Consider the following 21,788-nt stretch of genomic DNA (forward strand, 5'->3'; position numbering starts at 1 on the left):
CCTCGGGTACGTGCAGGGGCCGGCCGACCGAGCGGCACCTGTCGTTGCCCGCAAGGAGTGATGGAGGGCGCTCTCGTGTTGACGCAGACCACCACCCGGGTCCTGGGCCCCGACGATCTCGGGGCCGCCCTGGCGGTCCTGGAGAGCGATCCCGTCACCAACGCCTTCGTCACCGCGCGCGTCCACGTCGCCGGACTCGACCCGTGGCGCCTCGGCGGCGAGATGTGGGGCTGGTACGCGGACGGACGGCTCCGCTCGCTGTGCTACTCGGGCGCCAACCTGGTCCCCATCTGCGCCACCCCCGAGGCCGTCCGCGCCTTCGCCGACCGCGCCCGCAGGGCCGGCCGCCGGTGCTCGTCCATCGTGGGGCCCGCCGAGACCACATCCCTGCTGTGGAAGCTGCTGGAGCCCAGCTGGGGCCCGGCCCGCGAAGTCCGCGCCCACCAGCCGCTCATGGTCACCGAGTCCGTGCCCGCGGACATCGCGCCCGACCCGTACGTGCGGCGCGTCCGCAAGGACGAGATGGAGGTGATCATGCCCGCGTGCGTGGCCATGTTCACCGAGGAGGTCGGAGTCTCCCCGATGGCCGGCGACGGCGGACTGCTCTACCAGGCCCGGATCGCCGAGCTCGTCGGCACGGGCCGCTCCTTCGCCCGCGTCGACGACGGCCAGGTCGTCTTCAAGGCGGAGATCGGCGCCGCCACCCCGCTGGCCTGCCAGATCCAGGGCGTCTGGGTCGCCCCGGAGCACCGCGGCCGCGGCCTGTCCGAGACCGGGATGGCGGCCGTGATCCGCTACGCCCTCGCCGATGTCGCACCGGTCGTCAGCCTGTACGTGAACGACTACAACACCGCGGCTCGCGCGGCGTACCGCAGGGTGGGATTCCGTGAGGTCGGTGCGTTCATGAGCGTGCTGTTCTGAGCGGCCGGCGGAGAAGTAGGGTTCCCGCATGGAACACGATGTCGAGGTCGCACCGGTCAACCTCGCCGCGCGCGTGGACGACGCCCTCTCCGTGCAGGCCCTCGCCTTCGGCCTCACCGAGGAAGAGATCGGGATCCGCCGCCACATCGTGCTCCGGCATCTGCTCTGCCCGGGCGCCCACGCCCTGGGCGCCACGACCCCCGCGGGACGTCTGGTGGGGTTCGTGTACGGGATGCCGAACGACCGCACCCACTGGTGGTCCACGGTCGTGGAGCCGTATCTGCGCAGCAACGGCTCCGACGACTGGCTGGACGACTCGTTCGTGATCACCGAGCTCCATGTCCACCCCGCCTACCAGGGGCGCGGCATCGGACGCCGACTGATCACCACCATCACCGACGGCGCCGCCCAGCCCCGCTCCATCCTGTCCGCGATCGACACGGAGAGCCCGGCCCGCGGGCTGTACCGCGCCCTCGGCTACCAGGACCTCGCGCGGCAGGTGCTCTTCCCCAGCGCCCCGAAGCCGTACGCGGTGATGGGGGCCCCGCTGCCCCTGCTGCGCGGCGTGTGAGAGCCGTACCGCACGCATGCGCGAGGGGCGTACGGAGCGGAACTGATTTCCGCCCGCTGCCACCGCCCGGCTAACCTCCTGGACATCACCCTTTCTTGTACGCACTTGTACGCAGGAGACAATCCATGGCAGCCCAGGTCCAGCGCATGTCCCGTCTGATGGTCAAGACACTGCGCGACGACCCGGCGGACGCCGAGACGCTCAGCCACAAGCTGCTGGTCCGCGCCGGCTACGTCCGCCGGAACGCCGCGGGCATCTGGAGCTGGCTGCCCCTCGGCATGCGGGTCCTGGAGAACGTCGCCCGTGTCGTCCGCGAGGAGATGGACGCCATCGGGGCCCAGGAGGTGCTGCTGCCCGCGCTGCTGCCCAAGGAGCCGTACGAGGCGACCGGGCGCTGGGAGGAGTACGGCGCCGAGCTGTTCCGCCTCCAGGACCGCAAGGGCGCGGACTACCTGCTCGGGCCCACGCACGAGGAGATCTTCACCCAGCTGGTGAAGGACCAGTGCACCTCGTACAAGGACCTCCCGGTCATCCTGTACCAGATCCAGACGAAGTACCGCGACGAGGCCCGTCCGCGCTCCGGCATCCTGCGCGGCCGCGAGTTCCAGATGAAGGACTCGTACTCCTTCGACACCACCGACGAGGGGCTGGCGGAGTCGTACCGGCTGCACCGCGAGGCCTACATCAAGATCTTCCAGCGCCTCGGCCTGGAGCACCGAATCGTCTCCGCCGTCTCCGGCGCGATGGGCGGCTCGGCCTCCGAGGAGTTCCTGGCCCCGGCCGCCGCCGGCGAGGACACCTTCGTGTACTGCCCCTCCTGCGACTACGCCGCGAACACCGAGGCCGTCACCTTCGCGCTCAAGCCGGTCACCGGCGAGCACGGTCCCGTCGAGGAGCTGGACACCCCCGACACCCCGACCATCGAGACGCTCGCCGACCACCTCGGCGTGCCGGCGTCCGCCACGCTCAAGAACCTGCTCGTGAAGGTCGACGGCGAGATCGTCGCCGTCGGCGTGCCCGGTGACCGCGAGGTCGACCTGGGCAAGCTCACCGACCACCTGGCCCCGGCCTCCGTCGAACTGGTCACCGCCGAGGACTTCGTCGGCCGCCCCGACCTGGTGCGCGGTTACGTCGGCCCGCAGGGCCTGGAGAAGGTCCGCTACATCGCCGACCCGCGCGTCGCCCCCGGCACCGCCTGGATCACCGGCGCCAACAAGCAGGACAAGCACGCCCGCAACGTCGTCGCGGGCCGCGACTTCGAGGTCGACGACTACCTGGACGTGGTCGTCGTCGAGGACGGCGACCCCTGCCCCACCTGCGGCACCGGACTGAAGCTCGACCGCGCCATCGAGATCGGCCACATCTTCCAGCTGGGCCGCAAGTACACGGACGCCTTCCAGCTCGACGTCCTGGGCCAGAACGGCAAGCCGGTCCGCGTGACCATGGGCTCGTACGGCATCGGCGTCTCCCGCGCGGTGGCCGCCCTGGCCGAGCAGCACGCGGACGAGCAGGGCCTGTGCTGGCCCGCCGAGATCGCCCCGGCGGACGTCCACGTCGTCGCCGCCGGCAAGGCGCTGCAGACCGAGCTCGCCCTGGACGTGGCGGAGAAGCTGGGCGCGGCGGGCGCGCGGGTGCTCGTGGACGACCGGGCCGGCGTCTCCCCGGGCGTGAAGTTCACCGACGCCGAGCTGATCGGCGTCCCGAAGATCCTGGTGGCGGGCCGCCGCTCCGGCGAGGGCGTCCTGGAGCTGAAGGACCGCCGCACGGGCGAGCGCGAGGAGCTGACGGTCGAGGAGGCCCTGGCGCGCCTGACCGCCTGACCGCCTGAGCACGGCCGCGGCCACGCCGCGACGAGGGACGGACCCGGTGCGCACCGGGTCCGTCCCTCGTTCCGTCGGCGACCCTCGTCGGTGGTGTCGAACGGCGGCGGCCCCGCGGGCGTCCGTTCACCGGCAACGCACCGCGCGGCCGGCCGCGCGGGACGCGCCCGAGTGGTGGTCCGCGGCGCCGGCCGTCACAGCCAGCCGGCGAACTCCAGCGACAGCTCGCCCTCGGCGTGCCGCCCCGCCGCGATCGCCCGGGTGCCCGACTCCACCGCACGGAACAGCGTCCAGCCGCGCAGCCGGTCCCGGTCGACGTCGAGCGAGTCCGCGAGCCGGTTCACCCGGCGGCGGGCCGCGGAGGCGCCGGAGGTGGCGGCGACCAGGTCCTCCACCCGGTCCCGGGCCAGCCGCGCCAGGTCGTACGCCCGCTCACCCACCAGCGGCTCGGGACCGATCGCCAGCCACGGCGCACGGTCCCCCGCGAGCACCTTGCTCTGGCGGAAGTTCCCGTGCAGCAGCAGCGACTCGGGGGAGTGGGCGAGCAGTTCGTCCCGGGCGGCGAGCGCCTCGTCCACCAGCGCCTGCGGCGCGGTGCCGGCACGGTCCGACAGCGCGGACACCTGGTCGGCCGTGCGCTCGGCCACCGTCTCGAAGGCATGGCCGGCCGGCGGCTCCACCCACAGCCGCCGCACCGTGCCCGCCGCCTCGAGCAGCGCCTTGGCCTCCGGGAGCGAGCGCACGGACAGCTCGGGATGCAACCGCTCCAGCAGCAGCGCGCCCTCGGAACCGCCCAGCAGCCGCACCGCGCCGAAGCCGTTCCAGTGCGCGAGTGCCGCCCGCTCCAGGTCCGGCGCGGCGAACGGCGGCACGAGCTTGAGCGCGGCGGGCGTGCCGTCCGGACGCCTCACGAGGACGACCAGGCTGCTCCGGCCGCCGGGCACCATCACCCGCTCGACCTCCAGGCCGTCACGGGCGGCCGCGTCCTCGACGAGCTTCGGCAGCCGCCCGGTCCAGTCGTTGTCACCGAGCGCCCGCACCAGACGCTGGGGCGGTTCGAAACCCATACGTGCGTTGTTCCCTTTCACTGCGCCGCGGCCCGCTCGGCGAGCCCCGGAAAGGCTACGCCGGTACCGCGCCACCGCGCCGCCCGCACGGCCGCCTCGCGCAGCGCGACCGCGGCGTCCTGGCGCAGCGGTCCCCCCGTGGCCCGCACCAGATCGGAGCAGACGCCCGCGACCCGGTCCTCCAGCAGCGCGGCCAGCCGGACCGCGGCCGCCGCGTCGGGTACCGCGAACGGCAGGGTGTAGGCCGCCTGCGCGGCCACGGCCTTCCCGCCGAGATCCCGGACCGTGCGCTCCAGGGCGTCCCTGCGGGCGCGATGGGCCGAGTAGGCCGCCATGGCCTCGGCCCGGCGGGCCTCGCCGACCCGGCCACCGACCACGCCGTAGCCGTACACCGCGGCGTGCTCGGCCGCCAGGGCGGCCTGCGCGGCAGCCAGCGCGTCGCTCATCGGCGGGACCCTTCCGTCAGCAGGTAGGCGTGGACCGCACCGGCCGCGGCGACCGACGCCAGCAGCCGTGCGTACTCCGGCGGGGCGCCGCTCAGCGCGGCGGTGTGCGCGTCGGCGGTGGTCCGCTCGGCGGCGGCGAGTTCGCGTACGGCCGCCGCGGCGTCGGCGGGCACCGGGGGCGGGACGGGGCCCGACGCGGACGACGGGCCGGGACGTCCCGGCCCGGACGCGGCCGGCGTCGCGGGGGAGGAGGGCGAGGGGGACCGGGACGCCGAAGGGTCCGGCGAGGTTCCCGGCAGCGGCCGCGCACCGGTCGGAGCGAGCGCCTCGACATGCCGCACGACCTCGGCCCGGAGCGGTGACAGCCGGGCCGTCAGAGCCGGATGGGCCGTCAACACGGCGTCGTACCGCAGCAGCAGCGCGCTGCTCAGCCCGGCACTGGCGCGGCGCAGCGCGGTCTCCGCCGACTCGCTCCGGGTGGTGGCGCGCCGCGGGCCGGGCGCGTCCGAGGAACAGCCGGTCAGCGCCGCGACGGCGACCGCCCCGGACCCCAAGAGCGCACGTCTGCGCGTCGTTCCCGTGCGCTCCACCTGGTCTCTCCTCGGGCCCTGGGACGCATTCACCCGATCGGGTGGACGACGCCTTGATGTGATCACCGCAGGCGAGCGTACCTGCGGGTCATCGGTGGGTGGACGGCAACACCCCCCGCGACCGGATACCCTTTGTGCTGACACACGACGGAACCCACAACAGCACACGCGGCCGAGGAGTCACCCGGATGAGCACCACCCAGAGCGAGAGGCTGCGCGGACTGCTCGAACCGCTCGTCAGCGCCGCGGACCTGGATCTGGAAGAGATCGAACTGTCCCGGGCAGGCCGCCGCCGTGTGCTCCGTGTCGTCGTGGATTCGGAGGAGGGCGTCGATCTCGACGCCTGTGCCGAGCTCAGCCGCGTCATCTCCGACCGGCTCGACGAGAGCGACGCCATGGGTGAGGGCGAGTACCAGCTCGAAGTGACCTCCCCCGGGGCGGAGCGCCCGCTCAAGGAGCCCCGCCACTACGTGCGCGCGAAGGGCCGGCTCGCCCGGTTCCAGCTGACCACCCCGGAGGGCAAGCAGGGTGAGGAGCTGGTCGCGCGCATCCTCGGCGTGGACGAGGAGGGCCTCGATCTGGAGGTGCCGGGCGTGAAGGGGCGCAAGCCCACCGCCCGCAGACTCGCCTTCGCCGAGATCGCCAAGGCGCGTGTGGAGCTCGAGTTCAACCGCAAGGACAACGGCATTCAGAAAGAAGAGGAGGCGTAGCCGTGGACATCGACGTGAAGCTCCTGAGGGGCTTGGCGCAGGAGAAGGAGATTGCCTTCGACCTGCTGGTCGACGCCATCGAGTCGGCCCTCCTCATCGCGTACCACCGTACCGAGGGAAGCCGCCGGCACGCCCGGGTCGAGCTGAACCGCCAGACCGGGCACGTGACGGTGTGGGCGAAGGAGGACCCGTCGGAACTCGAGGAGGGCCAGGAGCCCCGCGAGTTCGACGACACCCCGCACGACTTCGGCCGGATCGCGGCGTCCACCGCCCGCCAGGTCATCCAGCAGCGGCTGCGCGACGCCGAGAACGACGTCACCTTCGGCGAGTACGCCCGTCGTGAGGGCGACATCGTGGCGGGCCAGGTCCAGCAGGGCAAGGACCCCAAGAACGTGCTGGTGAAGCTGGACGACAAGCTGGAGGCCATCCTGCCGGTGCAGGAGCAGGTGCCGGGCGAGGACTACTCGCACGGCCTGCGGCTGCGCACCTACGTCGTACGGGTGGCGAAGGGGGTGCGCGGCCCGTCCGTCACCCTGTCGAGGACCCACCCCAATCTGGTGAAAAAGCTCTTCGCGCTGGAGGTGCCGGAGATCGCCGACGGCTCGGTCGAGATCGCGGCGATCGCCCGTGAGGCCGGCCACCGGACCAAGATCGCCGTGCGCTCGACGCGCAGCGGTCTGAACGCCAAGGGCGCGTGCATCGGCCCGATGGGCGGCCGGGTCCGCAATGTCATGGCCGAACTGCACGGCGAGAAGATCGACATCGTCGACTGGTCGGACGACCCGGCGGAGATGGTCGCCAACGCGCTGTCCCCCGCCCGGGTGTCCAAGGTCGAGGTCGTCGACCTCGGCGCCAGGTCCGCCCGGGTGACGGTGCCCGATTACCAGCTGTCACTGGCCATCGGCAAGGAGGGGCAGAACGCCCGTCTCGCCGCGCGGCTCACCGGCTGGCGGATCGACATCCGGCCGGACACCGAGCAGCCCGCCGAGGGCTGACGGGGGACGACCCGGTGGCGCGGCGCCCGCCCGCGCCGTGCCACCGGCCCGGGGTGCCGGGGAATGGATCCGGGCGCAGACTCGTTCTGTGACCGCAGGATCGCCAAGAGTTTTGAGCCATCAACTGTTCGATTCTTGCCCCAAAGGGGTGAGGTCGGTGCGGGGAGGTAGACTTAGACGTGTCTGGTCGGACGCATGCCCGGGCATGCCCTGAACGCACCTGCGTGGGGTGCCGGGAGCGAGCGGCCAAGCGCGATCTACTGCGCATCGTGGCGGTCGAGGGCGTATGTGTCCCCGATCATCGCGGTACGCTGCCCGGCCGGGGTGCTTACGTGCACCCCGCCTCGGTCTGTCTCGACCTGGCGGTCCGCCGCCGGGCGTTCCCGAGGGCCCTCAGGGCTCCCGGACCGCTCGACACCGCGGACGTACGACGGGAAATCGAGGCGACGGCGGCACAGGCAGCACCGTAAGAAGAAAGAAGCAGCACCGCACGGATCCCCATGCGGTCAGGTACCTCGCGAGTCGGAAGTAGGTCGAGATTGCGATGAGCACTCGATGAGTACGCGATGAGTACGCCCATGAAGTAGCGACGGTCCGGCGGTAACCCGGACCTAAAAGGAGCGAAGTGGCTAAGGTCCGGGTATACGAACTCGCCAAGGAGTTCGGCGTGGAGAGCAAGGTCGTCATGGCCAAGCTCCAAGAACTCGGTGAATTCGTCCGTTCGGCGTCCTCGACGATCGAGGCGCCGGTTGTACGCAAACTGACTGATGCTTTCCAGCAGGGTTCCGGGGCTGCCCCCGCGAAGCGCTCTGCCGGGAAGCCCGCGGCGCCGCGCAAGTCCGCGCCCTCCCCCGCAGCGGCAAGCCGCGCGGGCGGCGCCCCCACGCCCGCCGGGACCTCCCCGGCGCAGGCGGCGCGTCCCGCAGCCCCCAAGCCCGGCGCACCGGCCCCCAAGCCGGCCGCCGCCGAGGCTCCCAAGAGTGTTCCCGCGGCCCCGGCCCCCGGCCCGCGGCCGACCCCGGGCCCCAAGCCCGCGGCGGCCCCGAAGCCGGCCCCGGCCGCTCCGGCCGCGCCGGAGTTCACCGCGCCCCCGGCCGCTCCGGCTGCCGGCCCCCGGCCCGGTGCCACTCCCGGCCCGCGTCCGGCCGCCCGTCCCGGCCAGGGGCAGGGCGGCGGCGGTGCCCGTCCCGGTGCCCCGCGCCCCGGTGGCGAGCGCCAGGCCCCGCGTCCCGGTGGCCGTCCCGCGGGCCCGCGTCCGGGCAACAACCCCTTCACCTCCGGCGGCTCCACCGGTATGGCGCGCCCGCAGGCGCCCCGTCCGGGCGGTGCCCCGCGTCCCGGCGGTCAGGGTGCCCCCGGTGGCCCGCGTCCGCAGGGCGCCGGCCAGGGCGGTCCCCGTCCGCAGGCTCCCGGTGGGTCCCGTCCCACCCCGGGCGGCATGCCGCGTCCGCAGGCTCCGCGTGGAGCCGGTGGCCCCGGCGGCCCCGGTGGTAACCGTCCGAACCCGGGCATGATGCCGCAGCGTCCCGCTGCCGGCCCGCGTCCCGGTCCCGGCGGCCGCGGTCCCGGTGGTGGCCCCGGCGGCCGTCCCGGTGGCGGCGGCGGTGCCGGACGTCCCGGCTTCGCCGGTCGTCCCGGTGGTGGCGGTGGCGGCGGCGGTCGTCCCGGTGGCGGCGGCGGCTTCGGCGGCCCGCGCCCCGGTGGCGGCGGCGGTGGCGGCTTCGGCGGCGGCGGTGGCCGTCCCGGCTTCGGCGGACGTCCGGGTGGTCCCGGCGGCCGCGGTGGCACGCAGGGTGCGTTCGGCCGTCCCGGCGGTCCGGCGCGCCGTGGCCGCAAGTCGAAGCGGCAGAGGCGCCAGGAGTACGAGGCCATGCAGGCCCCGTCGGTCGGCGGTGTGATGCTGCCTCGCGGCAACGGCGAGACCGTCCGTCTGTCGCGTGGTGCCTCCCTCACCGACTTCGCGGAGAAGATCAACGCCAACCCGGCGTCGCTCGTCGCCGTGATGATGAACCTCGGCGAGATGGTCACGGCCACGCAGTCCGTCTCCGACGAGACGCTGCAGCTCCTGGCCGGCGAGATGAACTACACCGTTCAGATCGTCAGCCCGGAGGAGGAGGACCGCGAGCTGCTCGAGTCCTTCGACATCGAGTTCGGCGAGGACGAGGGCGGCGAGGAGTTCCTGGTCGCGCGTCCGCCGGTGGTGACCGTCATGGGTCACGTCGACCACGGTAAGACCCGGCTGCTGGACGCGATCCGCAAGACGAACGTCGTCGCGGGCGAGGCCGGCGGTATCACGCAGCACATCGGTGCGTACCAGGTCTCGACCGAGGTCAACGAGGAAGAGCGCCGCATCACCTTCATCGACACCCCGGGTCACGAGGCGTTCACCGCCATGCGTGCCCGCGGTGCCAAGTCGACCGACATCGCGATCCTCGTGGTGGCGGCCAACGACGGTGTGATGCCGCAGACGATCGAGGCGCTGAACCACGCCAAGGCGGCCGACGTGCCGATCGTGGTCGCGGTCAACAAGATCGACGTCGAGGGCGCGGACCCGACGAAGGTGCGCGGTCAGCTGACCGAGTACGGCCTGGTGGCCGAGGAGTACGGCGGCGACACCATGTTCGTCGACATCTCCGCCAAGCAGGGTCTGAACATCGAGAACCTGCTGGAGGCCGTGGTCCTGACCGCGGACGCCGCCCTGGACCTGCGGGCCAACCCGGAGCAGGACGCGCAGGGCATCGCGATCGAGTCCCACCTCGACCGCGGCCGCGGTGCCGTCTCGACCGTCCTGGTCCAGCGAGGCACCCTGCGCATCGGTGACACGATGGTCGTCGGCGACGCGTACGGCCGTGTCCGCGCGATGCTCGACGACAAGGGCAACAACGTGGAGGAGGCGACCCCGTCGACTCCCGTCCTCGTCCTGGGTCTCACCAACGTCCCGGGCGCCGGCGACAACTTCCTGGTCGTCGACGAGGACCGTACGGCCCGTCAGATCGCCGAGAAGCGTGCCGCCCGTGAGCGCAACGCCGCGTTCGCCAAGCGCACCCGCCGGGTGTCCCTCGAGGACCTCGACAAGGTGCTCAAGGCGGGCGAGGTCCAGCAGCTCAACCTCATCATCAAGGGCGACGCGTCCGGTTCGGTCGAGGCCCTCGAGTCCTCGCTGCTCCAGCTGGACGTCGGCGAAGAGGTCGACATCCGCGTGCTGCACCGCGGTGTCGGTGCGGTCACCGAGTCGGACATCGACCTGGCGACCGGCTCCGACGCCATCGTGATCGGCTTCAACGTGCGCGCCGCCGGGCGTGCCACGCAGATGGCCGAGCGCGAGGGTGTGGACGTCCGCTACTACTCGGTCATCTACCAGGCGATCGAGGAGATCGAGGCGGCCCTCAAGGGCATGCTCAAGCCGGAGTACGAAGAGGTCGAGCTGGGCACGGCGGAGATCCGCGAGGTCTTCCGCTCGTCCAAGCTGGGCAACATCGCGGGTGTTCTCATCCGCTCCGGCGAGGTCCGCCGCAACACCAAGGCGCGCCTCATCCGTGACGGCAAGGTCGTCGCGGAGAACCTCAACATCGAGGGTCTGCGTCGCTTCAAGGACGACGTCACCGAGATCCGCGAAGGCTTCGAGGGCGGTATCAACCTCGGAAACTTCAACGACATCAAGGTCGACGACGTCATCGCGACGTACGAGATGCGCGAGAAGCCCCGCGGCTGACGCCGCGCGGTCGACACGCACACCGGTGCTCGGGGCCGGTCGGCGGGAGGTAATCCCGTCGATCGGCCCCGGCCGTGCGTGTACGGTTCTTGATGTACCTGCCAAGAGCGGGCAGGGCGCATCCGAACCCGTACCGGCGGGACATCCGGACATACATGTTTGTGGGGACACTGTCCTTCGACCTGCTCCTCGGCGACGTTCGTTCGTTGAAGGAGAAACGCTCCGTCGTCCGCCCGATCGTGGCCGAGCTCCAACGCAAGTACGCGGTGGCCGTGGCCGAGGTGGGCGGTCAGAACCTGCACCGCAGGGCCGAGATCGGCCTCGCGGCGGTGTCCGGGGACCCGGCACACCTCACAGACGTACTGGACCGGTGCGAGCGCCTCGTCGCCGCCCGGCCCGAAGTGGAGTTGCTGTCGGTACGACGGCGGCTGCACGGGGACGATGATTGAGACTGCACCGTCCGGGGGGTGACCCCCCGGACCACCGCACGAAAGAGGAGAAGGACCGGTGGCCGACAACGCGCGGGCCCGCAAGCTGGCCGATCGCATCCAGGTCGTGGTCGCGGAGACCCTGGACCGGCGAATCAAGGATCCGCGGCTGGGCTTCGTCACGATCACGGACGCCCGGGTCACCGGCGACCTGCGGGAGGCCACGGTCTTCTACACGGTGTACGGGGACGACGAGGAGCGCGCGGCGTCCGCCGCGGCGCTGGAGTCCGCCAAGGGCGTCCTCCGGTCCGAGGTCGGCCGTCAGACGGGCGTCCGTTTCACGCCGAGCCTGACGTTCGTCCCGGACGCCCTCCCGGACAACGCCCGGACCATCGACGACCTGCTCGACAAGGCGCGCGCCAAGGACGCGGAGGTCCGTCAGGCGTCGACGGGCAAGACGTACGCGGGCGAGGCCGACCCCTACCGCAAGCCGGAGGACGAGGACAGGGACGAGGACGCGGCGTCCGAATGAGCCAGCACAGCAACACCGCCCCGGCCGCCACCGGGAGCGTGACCCCGGACGGCCTGGTCATCGTCGACAAGCCGGCCGGCTTCACCTCGCACGACGTCGTCGCCAAGATGCGCGGCATCGCCCGGACCCGCCGCGTCGGGCACGCGGGCACGCTGGACCCGATGGCGACCGGCGTGCTCGTCCTGGGTGTCCAGAAGGCAACGAAGCTGCTCGGCCATCTGGCACTCACCGAGAAGGAGTACCTCGGCACGATCCGGCTCGGCCAGGACACCGTCACCGACGACGCGGAGGGCGAGGTCACCTCGTCCACCGCCGCCTCGGGCATCTCCCGGGACGCCGTCGACGCGGGGGTCGCGGAACTGACCGGCGCCATCATGCAGGTGCCGTCGAAGGTCAGCGCCATCAAGATCGACGGCAAGCGGTCCTACGCGCGGGTGCGCGGCGGTGAGGAGTTCGACATCCCCGCCCGTCCGGTGACCGTCTCGCAGTTCACCGTCCACGACGTCCGCGAGGCCGTCGCCGAGGACGGCACCCCGGTCACCGACCTGGTCGTCTCGGTGGTCTGCTCCTCCGGCACCTACGTCCGGGCCCTCGCGCGCGACCTCGGCGCCGGGCTCGGCGTCGGCGGACACCTGACCGCGCTGCGCCGCACCCGCGTCGGGCCGTACAAGCTCGACGCGGCCAGGACGCTCGACCAGCTGCAGGAGGAGCTGACGGTCATGCCGATCGGCGAGGCCGCTGCGGCGGCCTTCCCGCGCTGGGACGTCGACGCGAAGCGCGCCCGGCTGCTGCTCAACGGCGTACGCCTCGACATGCCGGAGTACGGCACGCAGGGCCCGGTGGCCGTCTTCGGGCCCGAGGAGCGTTTCCTGGCGCTGGTCGAACAGCAACGGGGCAAGGCGAAGAGCCTCGCGGTCTTCGGCTGACGCCGGACCCGCCGGCCGGCGACGGACGGGCTCCATCGTGGAGCGGGCAGGGACGCTGCCCGCTCCACGATCCCCCTCGGAGGGTGTCTATCCGTCCGGCAGCCGGGATTCACCCCAACGGGCAGGCGCTCGGAGTGCACCGAGGGTGCACTCGGGGGCGCGTTCGTCCGGTGACCTTCTCCCCGTGATCAACATCGGCCTACCGTCGGAACCATGGGAAGCGGGGACCTGGCGACGCTGGTGCGCATCTGTGATCCGGCGGGTCGGCCGCGCGGTACCGGCTTCGCCGTGGACGACCGGGGCACCGTCGTCACCAGCCACGAAGCCGTCGACGGACTCGACCGGATCGTGCTGCACGTGCCCGGCGGCGGAGCCGGCGTCGCCGACGGCGTCACGCTCCTGCCGGAGGCGGATCTCGCGCTCGTCCGCACCACCGGGCTCGGCCTGACACCGCTGCCGGTCGCCGTCCGGGACCGGCCCGAGGACGGCGCGTACGTGCGCATCCCGGCCGGTGGCTGGCGCGAGGACGGCGCGTACGTGCGCATCCCGGCCGGTGGCTGGCGCGAGGCACGCGTCCTCGGCGCGATCCCGGCCACCTACACCGCCGCCGGCCGCACGCACCCCCTCGACGGCGTCCTGGAACTGGCCGTGGGCACCGAGGGGAGTGACGCGCTGGGGCCCGGCGGCACCGCCACCGGCGGGCCCGTGGTCGACACCGGCACCGGCTCCGTGGTGGCGGTCCTCGCGGGTACCGCACCGGCCACGGCCCACACGGCGGCGGGACTCGCCGTACCCCTGCGCGCGGCGGCGAGCGACCCCGGCGGGCCGCTCGCGGCCGTCCTGCGGCGCAACGCCCGGACCGTGCCCGGGTTCGGGGCCGATCTCAACCTGGCCGGCGCGCAGCGGCTGGCGGCCGTCTCCCTCGGCCCCGCGCGGCCGGTCCGCGGCGTCGGCGCCCGCGCCGAACCGGTCGAACGCCCGCACGTGGCGCGGGATTTCGCGGAGTTCGAGGCGTCCCCGGCGCTCGTACTGGGCCTCACCGGCGCCCCGGGGAGCGGGCGGACCACCGAGCTCGCCGCACTCGCCGGCCGGCGTGCCGACGGCACCGAACCGGCCGTCTCGCTCTGGCTGCGCGGCGCCGACCTCGCGGCGGACGACCGCGGCCTGGCGGACGCCGTCGCCCGCACGCTCGTGCGCTCCGGCCGTGTCGTCGCCGGGGTCACGGCCCATCGCAGCGGCCCCTGGGCGGTCCCCGCGGACGGTGCCGACGCCGCGCCGGAGCACGTGGCTCGCGTCGCCCGCGAGGCCGGACGACCTCTGTTCGTCCTCCTCGACGGCCCCGAGGAGATGCCCGCCGCGCTGGCCGCCCGGCTCCCCGACTGGACGGCGGAGACGGCGCGTTGGCTGAGCGCCCATGACGTACGGCTCGTCGTCGCCTGCCGGCCCGCGTACTGGGAGCGGATCGCGGCGCTCCACCCGGCGGCCGCCGTGCACCGGCCCGCCCTGCACCTCGGGCCGCTGACCCAGGAGGAGGCCGGGGAGGCCAGGGCGCGCCTCGGCCTCCCGGCCGGTGCGACGGCGGCGGCGGACGCCGGCCATCCACTGGCCCTGAGACTGCTCGCGGAGGTGCGGGAAGCACTGCCCGGCGACGTCCCCGGGCAGCCGTCGCGTGAGGACGTCCTCACGGCGCACACGGACCTGATGTGTCTGCGGGCCGCGACGCGCATCGCCGAGGCCGCGGATCCCGGGCCCGACGCGGCGACGGTGCGCCGCCTGGCCGCCCGGGTGGCCGGCCGGGTCCACGAGGCGGCGCGGCGCTGCCTCGGTGGAGAGGGAGGACTCGACCGGGAGACCTTCGGGGACCTCTTCCCCTGGCGTACCGGATGGGCCTCCGCGGTGCTCGCCGCGGGGCTGCTGGTGCCCGCCGGCAGCGGCTACCGCTTCGCCCACGAGGAAGTCGCCGAGTGGCTGGGGGCGGCGCATCTGGACGTCGACTCGGTCCTGCATCCGCTTGTCCACCGTGCGGACTCAGCGGCGGCGGACGGAGGCGGACCCGCACCTCCCCGGCACCCGCCGGCCAGGGTCGTCCAGGCGCTGCTCCTGATGGACCGCCGCTCCGGGGAGCACGCCCTGGCACCACGGCTGACGGCGCTGGTCGACGCGCTCGACCGCCTGGACGGCTTCGCCGCTCCCGGTGTGCCCGAGGGGCCCGGGGGCTTCGACCGGTGCGCCGGCCTCGCCGGGCCCGAACCGGGCGAGGGTCCGGGCGCGGACGTCCGCCGGTGGGTCGCCGGACTGCTCCGGGAGACGCTGCTGCGTCTCCCGCGCCCCCGCCGGTACCACGGCGTGCTGCGCACCCTGGCGGACCGCATCACCCGGAGTTCCCTGCGGCCGTGCGGGCGCCACCGGTCGCCCGGGCACGGGGAGTTCGGGCCCTCCTTCTGGCAGGCGCTGCAGATCGGCGAGGCCGAGCGCATGGACCTGCTGCGCCGGCTCGTCCCGGCGGACGGGCCCCCTGATCGTGCCGTGACCGGCCGGAGCGGGGAGCCCAGGAGCGACGCCCGTGCGGACAGCGCCCGTTCGCACCGCCTCACCGGCCCCGCGGCGAGCGGCCGGCGGCAGGGGGCGCCCCGCGACGACCGGCGGCAGGAAGAGCCCGGCGACGGCCGGCCGCCCCGCTATCTGGACGCGGTCGCCGAACGCCTGGCCCGGTCGCCGCGGGCCGTCCAGCCGCTGCTGTGCCGGTGGTTCACCGACGAGAGGCCACTGCCCGCCGCACCCGGCGCCGCCATCCGGCCCACCGTCGCAGCGGCCGCCCAGGCCCTCCTCCACACCCACCGCGGACGCGCCGTCGACGACCTGTGCGAGGCGCTCGTCAGCACCGTCCACCCCCGTGCCCGGGAACTGCTGACCGCGCTCGCCGAGGACGAGCCGTCCGCCGTCTGCCGGGCCGTGGACCGCTGGGCGCACGACGACACCCGCCCGGTGCGCCGGCTCGCCGCGGCCACGCACGCCCCGGTCGTGGCGGCCCACGTCGCCACGGAGACCGACCGCGATCTGCTCAGGTACGCGGCGCTGGCGCTGCTCGCCCGGCCCGCCGACACCGCCCTGCACGGAGCCGCGATCGCCGTCCTGGTCCGCGATCCGCGCACCCGGCCGTGCTACCTGGCGCGGGCCCTGGACGCGTACCGCGACGGAGATCCGGGACTCCCCGCCGACGTCCTGGTCAGCGCGGCACCGACCCACCCCGAGCCCGTGTTCGCCGCGTTCCGCGCCGCGCTCCGCCGCCCGGGCGAGGACGGCGCGGGCGAGGACGGCGCGGGCGAGGTGCTGCGGGCGCTCGCGGGACTCGGCACGCCCGCACTGGCCCGCCGAGCGGCCGGGCTGGTGAGCGAGTACGTGGGTCTGCGGCCCGCGGGCGCCGCGCACGCCGCCGCCTTCGTCGGGCTCCGGCTGCGGCACGGCGCGTCGGCGCGGGCCGTGCTCCTGCCGCTCGTGGTGGACCTGCTGCGCGACCGGCCCGCGCAGGTGAGATGCGCCCTGGCCGCAGTGCTCGGCACCCCGGGCGGCACGGCCGGCGAGCCGCTGCGCACCGAACTGCTGGACGTCCTCCTGGAGCACGAGCGGTCCGAGGGCGGGGACCCGGAGGTCCTGGACACCCTGCTCCGGACGGCCGTGCGTGCGCCGGGGAGGCGACCCGGGGAACCCCGCGTCCGCGAGCTGGTCCACCGCGTCGGCCTCCTCCTCGTACGCACCCCGGAGGGGGCGAACCGCTTCGACCGCCGTCTGGTCGAGCTGGCCCGCCAGGTGCCCGGATTCGCCGCCGAAGTGGTGACGTGGCAGGCCGGGGCGCCGCGGGAGTGGGCCGTGGTGATCGGCCCCAGCACCCGCCGGACGCTGGAGGCGCTGGGCAGCCAGGTGCCGATGCCGACGGCGCTCCGCGGGCATGGCAGTCTTAGACCTGCGTAAGAAGTCATCCTTGCGTACACAGGTTCGATAATTCGGGTTCGGGCGAGGAGCGGTCACAGTGCAGCGCTGGCGTGGCTTGGAGGACATCCCCCAGGACTGGGGGCGCAGCGTCGTCACCATCGGTTCCTACGACGGAGTGCACCGCGGCCACCAGCTGATCATCGGGCGGGCCGTGGAGCGGGCGCGTGAGCTGGGCGTGCCGTCGGTCGTGGTCACGTTCGACCCGCACCCGAGCGAGGTCGTCCGGCCCGGCAGCCACCCGCCGTTGCTCGCTCCGCACCACCGCCGTGCGGAGCTGATGGCGGAACTCGGCGTGGACGCGGTGCTCATCCTGCCGTTCACCGCCGAGTTCTCGAAGCTGTCGCCGGCCGACTTCATCGTGAAGGTGCTGGTGGACAAGCTCCACGCCCGCGCGGTCATCGAGGGCCCCAACTTCCGCTTCGGCCACAAGGCCGCCGGCAACGTCGACTTCCTCGCCGAACTCGGCCGGACCTACGACTACGAGGTCGAGGTCGTCGACCTGTTCGTGCGCGGCGAGGCCGGCGGCGGCGAGCCCTTCTCGTCCACGCTGACCCGGCGGCTGGTCGCCGAGGGCGACGTCGAGGGGGCGGCGGAGATCCTGGGCCGCCCGCACCGGGTCGAGGGCGTCGTCGTGCGCGGTGCCCAGCGCGGCCGTGAGCTGGGCTACCCGACGGCCAACGTCGAGACCCTGCCGCACACGGCCATCCCCGCGGACGGGGTCTACGCGGGCTGGCTCACCGCAGGCGGGGAGCGCATGCCCGCCGCGATCTCGGTGGGCACCAACCCGCAGTTCGACGGCACCGAGCGGACCGTCGAGGCGTACGCGATCGACCGTGTCGGCCTGGATCTGTACGGGCTCCACGTGGCGGTCGACTTCCTCGCCTATGTACGCGGCATGGCGAAGTTCGAGACCATCGAGGCCCTCCTCGACGCCATCGCCGCCGATGTGAAGCGCGCCCGCGAACTGACGGCGGAGTACGACGCGTAGGACGCCCCGGGGCGGCGCCCGGCGCGACCGGGCGCCGACCGTCTCCCGAGTGCCGCCTCACCCCTCCCGCGGGCCGCCCGTGCGCTCCGCGCCCGTGCCGGGCGCGTCCCCGGGGGCACCGGCCGCCGCCCAGTGGCAGGCCACCGCACCCGCCGAGTCGCCGGCGAGAACCGGCAGGTCCTCCGTACGGCACCGGTCGGCGACCCCGGCGGCTTCGGCCGTGCCCGAGGCCAGGACCTGGCACCGGGGGTGGAAGCGGCAGCCGGGCGGTACGCGCGACGGGTCCGGCGGCTCGCCGGAGAGGACCACCGGAGGCCCCGCCGACTCCGGCAGTACCGACAACATGGCCTGCGTGTACGGATGCTGAGGGCGCGTCAGCACCTCCTCCACCGTCCCCGTCTCCACGATGCGCCCCAGGTACATCACGGCCACCCGGTCCGCGATGTTCCACGCCAGGCCCAGGTCGTGGGTCACCACCAGTGCGGACAGGCCCAGTTCGTCGCGCAGGCGCAGCAGCAGCGCCAGGATCTCGCCGCGCACCGACGCGTCCAGTGACGCCACCGGCTCGTCGGCCACGATGAGTTCGGGCCGCAGGACCAGCGCGCCCGCAATCACCACACGCTGGCGCTGGCCGCCGGACAGTTCGTGCGGGTAACGCAGGAAGAAGCGCTCGGGCGGTCGCAGACCCGCGCGGGCGAGCGCCTCCGCCACCGCCTCGCTCTCGTCGCCGTCGTACCCGTGGATCCTCAGCCCTTCCGACACCGCCTCGTACACGGTGTGCCGGGGGTTGAGCGATCCGCTCGGGTCCTGCAGCACCAGCTGCACCCGTCCGCGGTACGCCTTCAGCGCACGCGCGTGGTAGCCCAGCGGCACGCCCCCGAAGGACACCCGCCCCGCCTCCGGCCGTACGAGACCGAGCAGCGTCCGCGCCAGGGACGTCTTGCCGCAGCCGGACTCGCCGACCAGCGCGACGATCTCCCCGGCGCCGATGTCCAGATCGACCCCGTCGACGGCGCGCGCCGTCGGGGCTCCCCGCCGTCCGGGGAAGGACACCCGCACGCCGGATGCCGACAGCAGGGGGACGGCGCCGGCGGCCGGGGACACCCCGCTCCGGTCGGTGCCGGTCTCGTCGACAGCGCTCATGCTTCCTCCCGCACACCCACGCGCACACACGCCGCGAGCCTGTCCGGGCCCGCCTCGCGCAGCACCTGCTCGTCCCGGCCGCACGCCTCCAGGGCCACCGGGCAGCGCGGATGGAACGCGCAACCCCCCGGCAGCGCCGACGGGTCCGGCGGATCGCCGGGCAGCCCCCGCGGGGCACGGCGCGACGCGAGGTCCCCGATCCGGGGGAACGCCGCCGACAGCGCCCGGCCGTAAGGGTGTTCCGCCGCGTCGTACACGGCCCGGGCGGGTCCCTCCTCCACCACCCGGCCCGCGTACATCACCGCGAGGCGGTCGCAGGTGTCCGCCAGCACCGCCAGATCGTGACTGATCATCAGCAGGCCGATGTCCTGCCCCCACACGAGCTGCTCGATCAGCCGCAGGATCTGCGCCTGGATCATCACGTCCAGTGCCGTCGTCGGCTCGTCGGCCACCAGCAGCCTCGGATCGCAGGCCAGTGCCATCGCGATCATCACGCGCTGCCGCTGGCCGCCGGAGAGCTCGTGCGGGTACGCCGCCGTGCGCGAGGCCGGCAGTCCCACCTGTTCCAGCAGCTCACCGGCCCTCCGCTGAGCCGCCCCGGGCGTCGCCCGGCCGTGCACGAGCACCGGTTCGGCGATCTGGTCCCCGATGCGCCGCACCGCGTTCAGCGAGTGCATGGCCCCCTGGAAGACGATGGAAGCCCCCGCCCACCGCACCGCCCGCAGGCGGCCCCATCTCATCGTGAGCACGTCCTCGCCGTCCAGCAGGATCTCGCCCGACAGCCGGGCCGACGCCGGCAGCAGCCGCAGCAGGGCCAGTGCGAGTGTCGACTTCCCGCAGCCCGACTCGCCCGCCACACCCAGCTTCGATCCGGCGGCGAGCGTCAGGTCGACACCGCGCACGGCCGGGACGGCGGTCGCCCCGGACCCGTACGTCACCCGAAGGTCCCTGATCTCCAGCAGGCTCAACGGGACACCCCCAGCCGGGGGTTGAGGACCGACTCGACGGCCCGCCCGCACAGGGTGAAGGCCAGCGCCACCAGCGCCACGGCGATCCCGGGCGGCGCGAGGTACCACCAGTGGCCTGACGACACCGCGCCCGCCTCCCGGGCGTCCTGGAGCATTCCGCCCCACGACACCACCGACGGGTCGCCGAGCCCGAGGAACGCCAGCGTCGCCTCGGTGAGGATCGCCGTGGAGATGCCGAGCGTCGTCTGGGCCAGCACCAACGGCATCACATTGGGCAGCACATGGCGGGTCATGATGTGCCGGTGACCGCCCCCGAGGGCCTTCGCGCGCTCGATGTACGGCCGCGACTCGACCGCGATCGTCTGCGCGCGCACCAGCCGCGCCGTCGTCGGCCAGGTCGTGACCCCGATCGCCAGGATCACCGTCCACACGCTCCGCGACAGCACCGTGGCCAGCACGATCGCCAGCACCAGGGTCGGCATTACGAGGAACCAGTCGGTGATCCTCATGACGACGGTGGAGCACCAGCCGCCGTAGTGCCCCGCGACGATGCCCACGAGCGTACCGATGGCGACCGACAGCACGGCCGCGAGCAGGCCCACGGTCAGCGAGATCCGCGCGCCCCAGACCAGCAGTCCCAGCAGGGAACGGCCGAACTGGTCCGTGCCGAGGGGGAAGGCGCCGCTCGGCGGCTCCAGCGCCCCGCCCGGCGCGTGGGTGACGCTCCGGACGTCGCCGCCGACCAGCAGCGGCGCGGCGACGGCGATCAGGGCGAGGAGCGCCAGTCCGGCGAGGCCCAGGACCCCGGCCCGGTGGGTGCGGTAGCACCGCCAGAAGCGCGCGACCGAGGCGCGCCGGCGCGCCCAGTGCAGTGACCTCGTCATCGGCCCACCCTCGGGTCGAGCAGCGGATAGAGCAGATCGGCGAGCAGGTTCATCAGGATCATCGCCCCCGCGAAGACCACGAACAGCCCCTGCACCAGCGGCAGATCGGGGACGCTGAGCGCCTGGTAGAAGAGCCCGCCGAGCCCCGGCCAGGAGAAGACGGTCTCGACGAGGATCGACCCGGCCGCCACATGGCCGAGGTTGATGAAGACCATCGTCACCGTCGGCAGCAGGGCGTTGGGGACGGCGTGCCGGCGTCGTACGTCGTCGTCCCGCAGGCCCTTCGCCCGGGCCGTCGTCAGATAGTCGCCGCCCATCTCGTCGAGCAGCGAGGAGCGCATCACCAGCAGCGTCTGCGCGTATCCGACGGCCACCAGGGCCAGCACCGGCAGCACCATGTGGTGCGCGACGTCGAGGACGTACGGGAGTCCGGACGTGCCGCCCGACTCCATCCCGCCGGTGGGGAACATGCCGGGCACCGGCCCGATCCCCACCGAGAAGGTGATGATCAGCAGCAGCCCGAGCCAGAACGACGGCACCGACCACAGGGTCAGCGCCACGCCCGTGCTGAGCCGGTCCCCGAGGCCGCCGTGCCGCCACGCCGAGCGTGTACCGAGCCACAGCCCGAGTGCCGAGTAGATCACCACGGCCACACCCGTGAGCAGCAGCGTCGCCGGGAGCTTCTGGGCGATGAGCTCCCCGACCGGCGCGCGGAACTGGTACGACATGCCGAGGTCACCGGTCAGCGCGCCGGCGCAGTAGTCGGTGAACTGCCGCCACAGCGGCAGATCGAGGCCGAACTGCCTCCGCAGGGTCGCCAGTTGCTCCGCGCTGGTCGGCATGCCGCGCGTCATCGCCTTGACCGGGTCACCGGGGATGATCCGGAACAGGAAGAAGCTGGTCACGAGGACGGCGAACAGCGAGACGACGGCGCCGCCGAGCTTGCCGGCCAGATACGCCGGATACGCCCTCGCCTTCGTGCCGGCCGTCCTGACGGGTCGGGCACCGGAGGAACCGGGCGACGGTGCCACGACCTTCATCTCGATCCCGGAGGCCGCGGCAGACATGTTGCCCGCGGGGGCGTCCGGGACGTCGGG

The 21,788-nt window shown here is 73.6% G+C and carries 19 protein-coding genes; 12 read left to right on the forward strand and 7 right to left on the reverse strand.

All coding sequences use genetic code 11. The features are described 5' to 3' along the window. Positions 1–75 precede the first annotated feature (75 nt). From QRN89_RS25425 to QRN89_RS25435, 3 genes are all read left to right on the forward strand, one after another. Entirely contained in the window at positions 76–921 is an 846-nt protein-coding gene (locus tag QRN89_RS25425) for a GNAT family N-acetyltransferase (protein WP_290351682.1), read from the forward strand. Positions 922–949: 28 nt separating this feature from the next. Next, positions 950–1,492 carry a GNAT family N-acetyltransferase gene (locus QRN89_RS25430; RefSeq protein ID WP_290351683.1) on the forward strand — a complete coding sequence of 181 codons (543 nt, stop codon included), beginning with the start codon at positions 950–952 and terminating at the stop codon, positions 1,490–1,492. A gap of 125 nt (positions 1,493–1,617) precedes the next feature. Further along, positions 1,618–3,312, forward strand: coding sequence for a proline--tRNA ligase (locus QRN89_RS25435; RefSeq protein ID WP_290351684.1), 1,695 nt, complete (start codon positions 1,618–1,620; stop codon positions 3,310–3,312). Positions 3,313–3,506: 194 nt separating this feature from the next. Here QRN89_RS25435 and QRN89_RS25440 read toward each other — a convergent pair whose 3' ends face one another. The 3 genes from QRN89_RS25440 to QRN89_RS25450 are packed head-to-tail and all read right to left on the reverse strand — an operon-like array spanning position 3,507 to position 5,415. Then, the gene (locus tag QRN89_RS25440) at positions 3,507–4,379 is read right to left on the reverse strand and encodes an aminoglycoside phosphotransferase family protein (RefSeq protein WP_290351685.1); all 873 of its coding nucleotides are present in this window, start codon (positions 4,377–4,379) and stop codon (positions 3,507–3,509) included. Between the two features lie 17 nt (positions 4,380–4,396). Then, complete coding sequence (locus QRN89_RS25445; protein WP_290351686.1) at positions 4,397–4,825, reverse strand: DUF4439 domain-containing protein; 429 nt, start codon at positions 4,823–4,825, stop codon at positions 4,397–4,399. Beyond that, entirely contained in the window at positions 4,822–5,415 is a 594-nt protein-coding gene (locus tag QRN89_RS25450; protein ID WP_290351687.1) for a hypothetical protein, read from the reverse strand. The genes QRN89_RS25445 and QRN89_RS25450 overlap by 4 nt, the downstream gene beginning before the upstream one ends. Before the next feature lie 188 nt (positions 5,416–5,603). Here QRN89_RS25450 and rimP point away from each other — a divergent pair, with 188 nt between their 5' ends. From rimP to QRN89_RS25495, 9 genes are all read left to right on the forward strand, one after another. Beyond that, entirely contained in the window at positions 5,604–6,125 is a 522-nt protein-coding gene (gene rimP, locus QRN89_RS25455) for a ribosome maturation factor RimP (RefSeq protein WP_290351688.1), read from the forward strand. A gap of 2 nt (positions 6,126–6,127) precedes the next feature. Beyond that, positions 6,128–7,120: a transcription termination factor NusA gene (gene nusA, locus QRN89_RS25460; RefSeq protein ID WP_290351689.1), complete on the forward strand. Its 993-nt coding sequence runs from the start codon at positions 6,128–6,130 to the stop codon at positions 7,118–7,120. 179 nt (positions 7,121–7,299) lie between these two features. Continuing rightward, entirely contained in the window at positions 7,300–7,590 is a 291-nt protein-coding gene (locus tag QRN89_RS25465) for a YlxR family protein (protein ID WP_290351690.1), read from the forward strand. A gap of 155 nt (positions 7,591–7,745) precedes the next feature. After that, a complete protein-coding gene (gene infB, locus QRN89_RS25470; RefSeq protein ID WP_290351691.1) occupies positions 7,746–10,832 on the forward strand; it encodes a translation initiation factor IF-2 in 3,087 nt (1,028 codons plus the stop codon). A 155-nt stretch (positions 10,833–10,987) separates the two neighbouring features. Then, complete coding sequence (locus QRN89_RS25475; RefSeq protein ID WP_290351692.1) at positions 10,988–11,281, forward strand: DUF503 domain-containing protein; 294 nt, start codon at positions 10,988–10,990, stop codon at positions 11,279–11,281. Positions 11,282–11,339: 58 nt separating this feature from the next. Beyond that, positions 11,340–11,792, forward strand: coding sequence for a 30S ribosome-binding factor RbfA (gene rbfA, locus QRN89_RS25480; RefSeq protein ID WP_290351693.1), 453 nt, complete (start codon positions 11,340–11,342; stop codon positions 11,790–11,792). Next, positions 11,789–12,718 carry a tRNA pseudouridine(55) synthase TruB gene (gene truB / locus QRN89_RS25485; RefSeq protein WP_290351694.1) on the forward strand — a complete coding sequence of 310 codons (930 nt, stop codon included), beginning with the start codon at positions 11,789–11,791 and terminating at the stop codon, positions 12,716–12,718. Before rbfA ends, truB begins: the two co-directional genes overlap by 4 nt. A 213-nt stretch (positions 12,719–12,931) precedes the next feature. Further along, positions 12,932–16,687: a S1 family serine peptidase gene (locus tag QRN89_RS25490; protein ID WP_290351695.1), complete on the forward strand. Its 3,756-nt coding sequence runs from the start codon at positions 12,932–12,934 to the stop codon at positions 16,685–16,687. A 58-nt stretch (positions 16,688–16,745) separates the two neighbouring features. Then, positions 16,746–17,696, forward strand: coding sequence for a bifunctional riboflavin kinase/FAD synthetase (locus QRN89_RS25495; protein ID WP_290351696.1), 951 nt, complete (start codon positions 16,746–16,748; stop codon positions 17,694–17,696). Between the two features lie 57 nt (positions 17,697–17,753). Here the strand turns inward: QRN89_RS25495 and QRN89_RS25500 are convergent, their stop codons facing one another. The 4 genes from QRN89_RS25500 to QRN89_RS25515 are packed head-to-tail and all read right to left on the reverse strand — an operon-like array spanning position 17,754 to position 21,758. Next, the gene (locus QRN89_RS25500; RefSeq protein WP_290351697.1) at positions 17,754–18,839 is read right to left on the reverse strand and encodes an ABC transporter ATP-binding protein; all 1,086 of its coding nucleotides are present in this window, start codon (positions 18,837–18,839) and stop codon (positions 17,754–17,756) included. Next, the gene (locus tag QRN89_RS25505) at positions 18,836–19,807 is read right to left on the reverse strand and encodes an ABC transporter ATP-binding protein (protein ID WP_290351698.1); all 972 of its coding nucleotides are present in this window, start codon (positions 19,805–19,807) and stop codon (positions 18,836–18,838) included. Before QRN89_RS25505 ends, QRN89_RS25500 begins: the two co-directional genes overlap by 4 nt. Further along, positions 19,804–20,691 (reverse strand): ABC transporter permease, encoded by an 888-nt coding sequence (locus tag QRN89_RS25510; RefSeq protein ID WP_290351699.1) that lies wholly within the window; start codon positions 20,689–20,691, stop codon positions 19,804–19,806. The genes QRN89_RS25505 and QRN89_RS25510 overlap by 4 nt, the downstream gene beginning before the upstream one ends. Then, positions 20,688–21,758, reverse strand: coding sequence for an ABC transporter permease (locus QRN89_RS25515; protein ID WP_290353855.1), 1,071 nt, complete (start codon positions 21,756–21,758; stop codon positions 20,688–20,690). The genes QRN89_RS25510 and QRN89_RS25515 overlap by 4 nt, the downstream gene beginning before the upstream one ends. Positions 21,759–21,788 lie beyond the last annotated feature (30 nt).

Source organism: Streptomyces sp. HUAS CB01, from assembly GCF_030406905.1.
GTDB classification, from domain to species: Bacteria; Actinomycetota; Actinomycetes; order Streptomycetales; family Streptomycetaceae; genus Streptomyces; species Streptomyces chengbuensis.

Excerpts from the sequence above, each read along its gene's own strand:
- QRN89_RS25515 (WP_290353855.1), bottom strand. The coding sequence starts at position 21,758 with ATGTCTGCCGCGGCCTCCGGGATCGAGATGAAGGTCGTGGCACCGTCG.
- QRN89_RS25430 (WP_290351683.1), top strand. The coding sequence starts at position 950 with ATGGAACACGATGTCGAGGTCGCACCGGTCAACCTCGCCGCGCGCGTG.
- QRN89_RS25510 (WP_290351699.1), bottom strand. The coding sequence starts at position 20,691 with ATGACGAGGTCACTGCACTGGGCGCGCCGGCGCGCCTCGGTCGCGCGC.
- truB (WP_290351694.1), top strand. The coding sequence starts at position 11,789 with ATGAGCCAGCACAGCAACACCGCCCCGGCCGCCACCGGGAGCGTGACC.
- rimP (WP_290351688.1), top strand. The coding sequence starts at position 5,604 with ATGAGCACCACCCAGAGCGAGAGGCTGCGCGGACTGCTCGAACCGCTC.
- QRN89_RS25490 (WP_290351695.1), top strand. The coding sequence starts at position 12,932 with ATGGGAAGCGGGGACCTGGCGACGCTGGTGCGCATCTGTGATCCGGCG.
- QRN89_RS25435 (WP_290351684.1), top strand. The coding sequence starts at position 1,618 with ATGGCAGCCCAGGTCCAGCGCATGTCCCGTCTGATGGTCAAGACACTG.
- QRN89_RS25500 (WP_290351697.1), bottom strand. The coding sequence starts at position 18,839 with ATGAGCGCTGTCGACGAGACCGGCACCGACCGGAGCGGGGTGTCCCCG.
- QRN89_RS25445 (WP_290351686.1), bottom strand. The coding sequence starts at position 4,825 with ATGAGCGACGCGCTGGCTGCCGCGCAGGCCGCCCTGGCGGCCGAGCAC.
- QRN89_RS25440 (WP_290351685.1), bottom strand. The coding sequence starts at position 4,379 with ATGGGTTTCGAACCGCCCCAGCGTCTGGTGCGGGCGCTCGGTGACAAC.
- QRN89_RS25475 (WP_290351692.1), top strand. The coding sequence starts at position 10,988 with ATGTTTGTGGGGACACTGTCCTTCGACCTGCTCCTCGGCGACGTTCGT.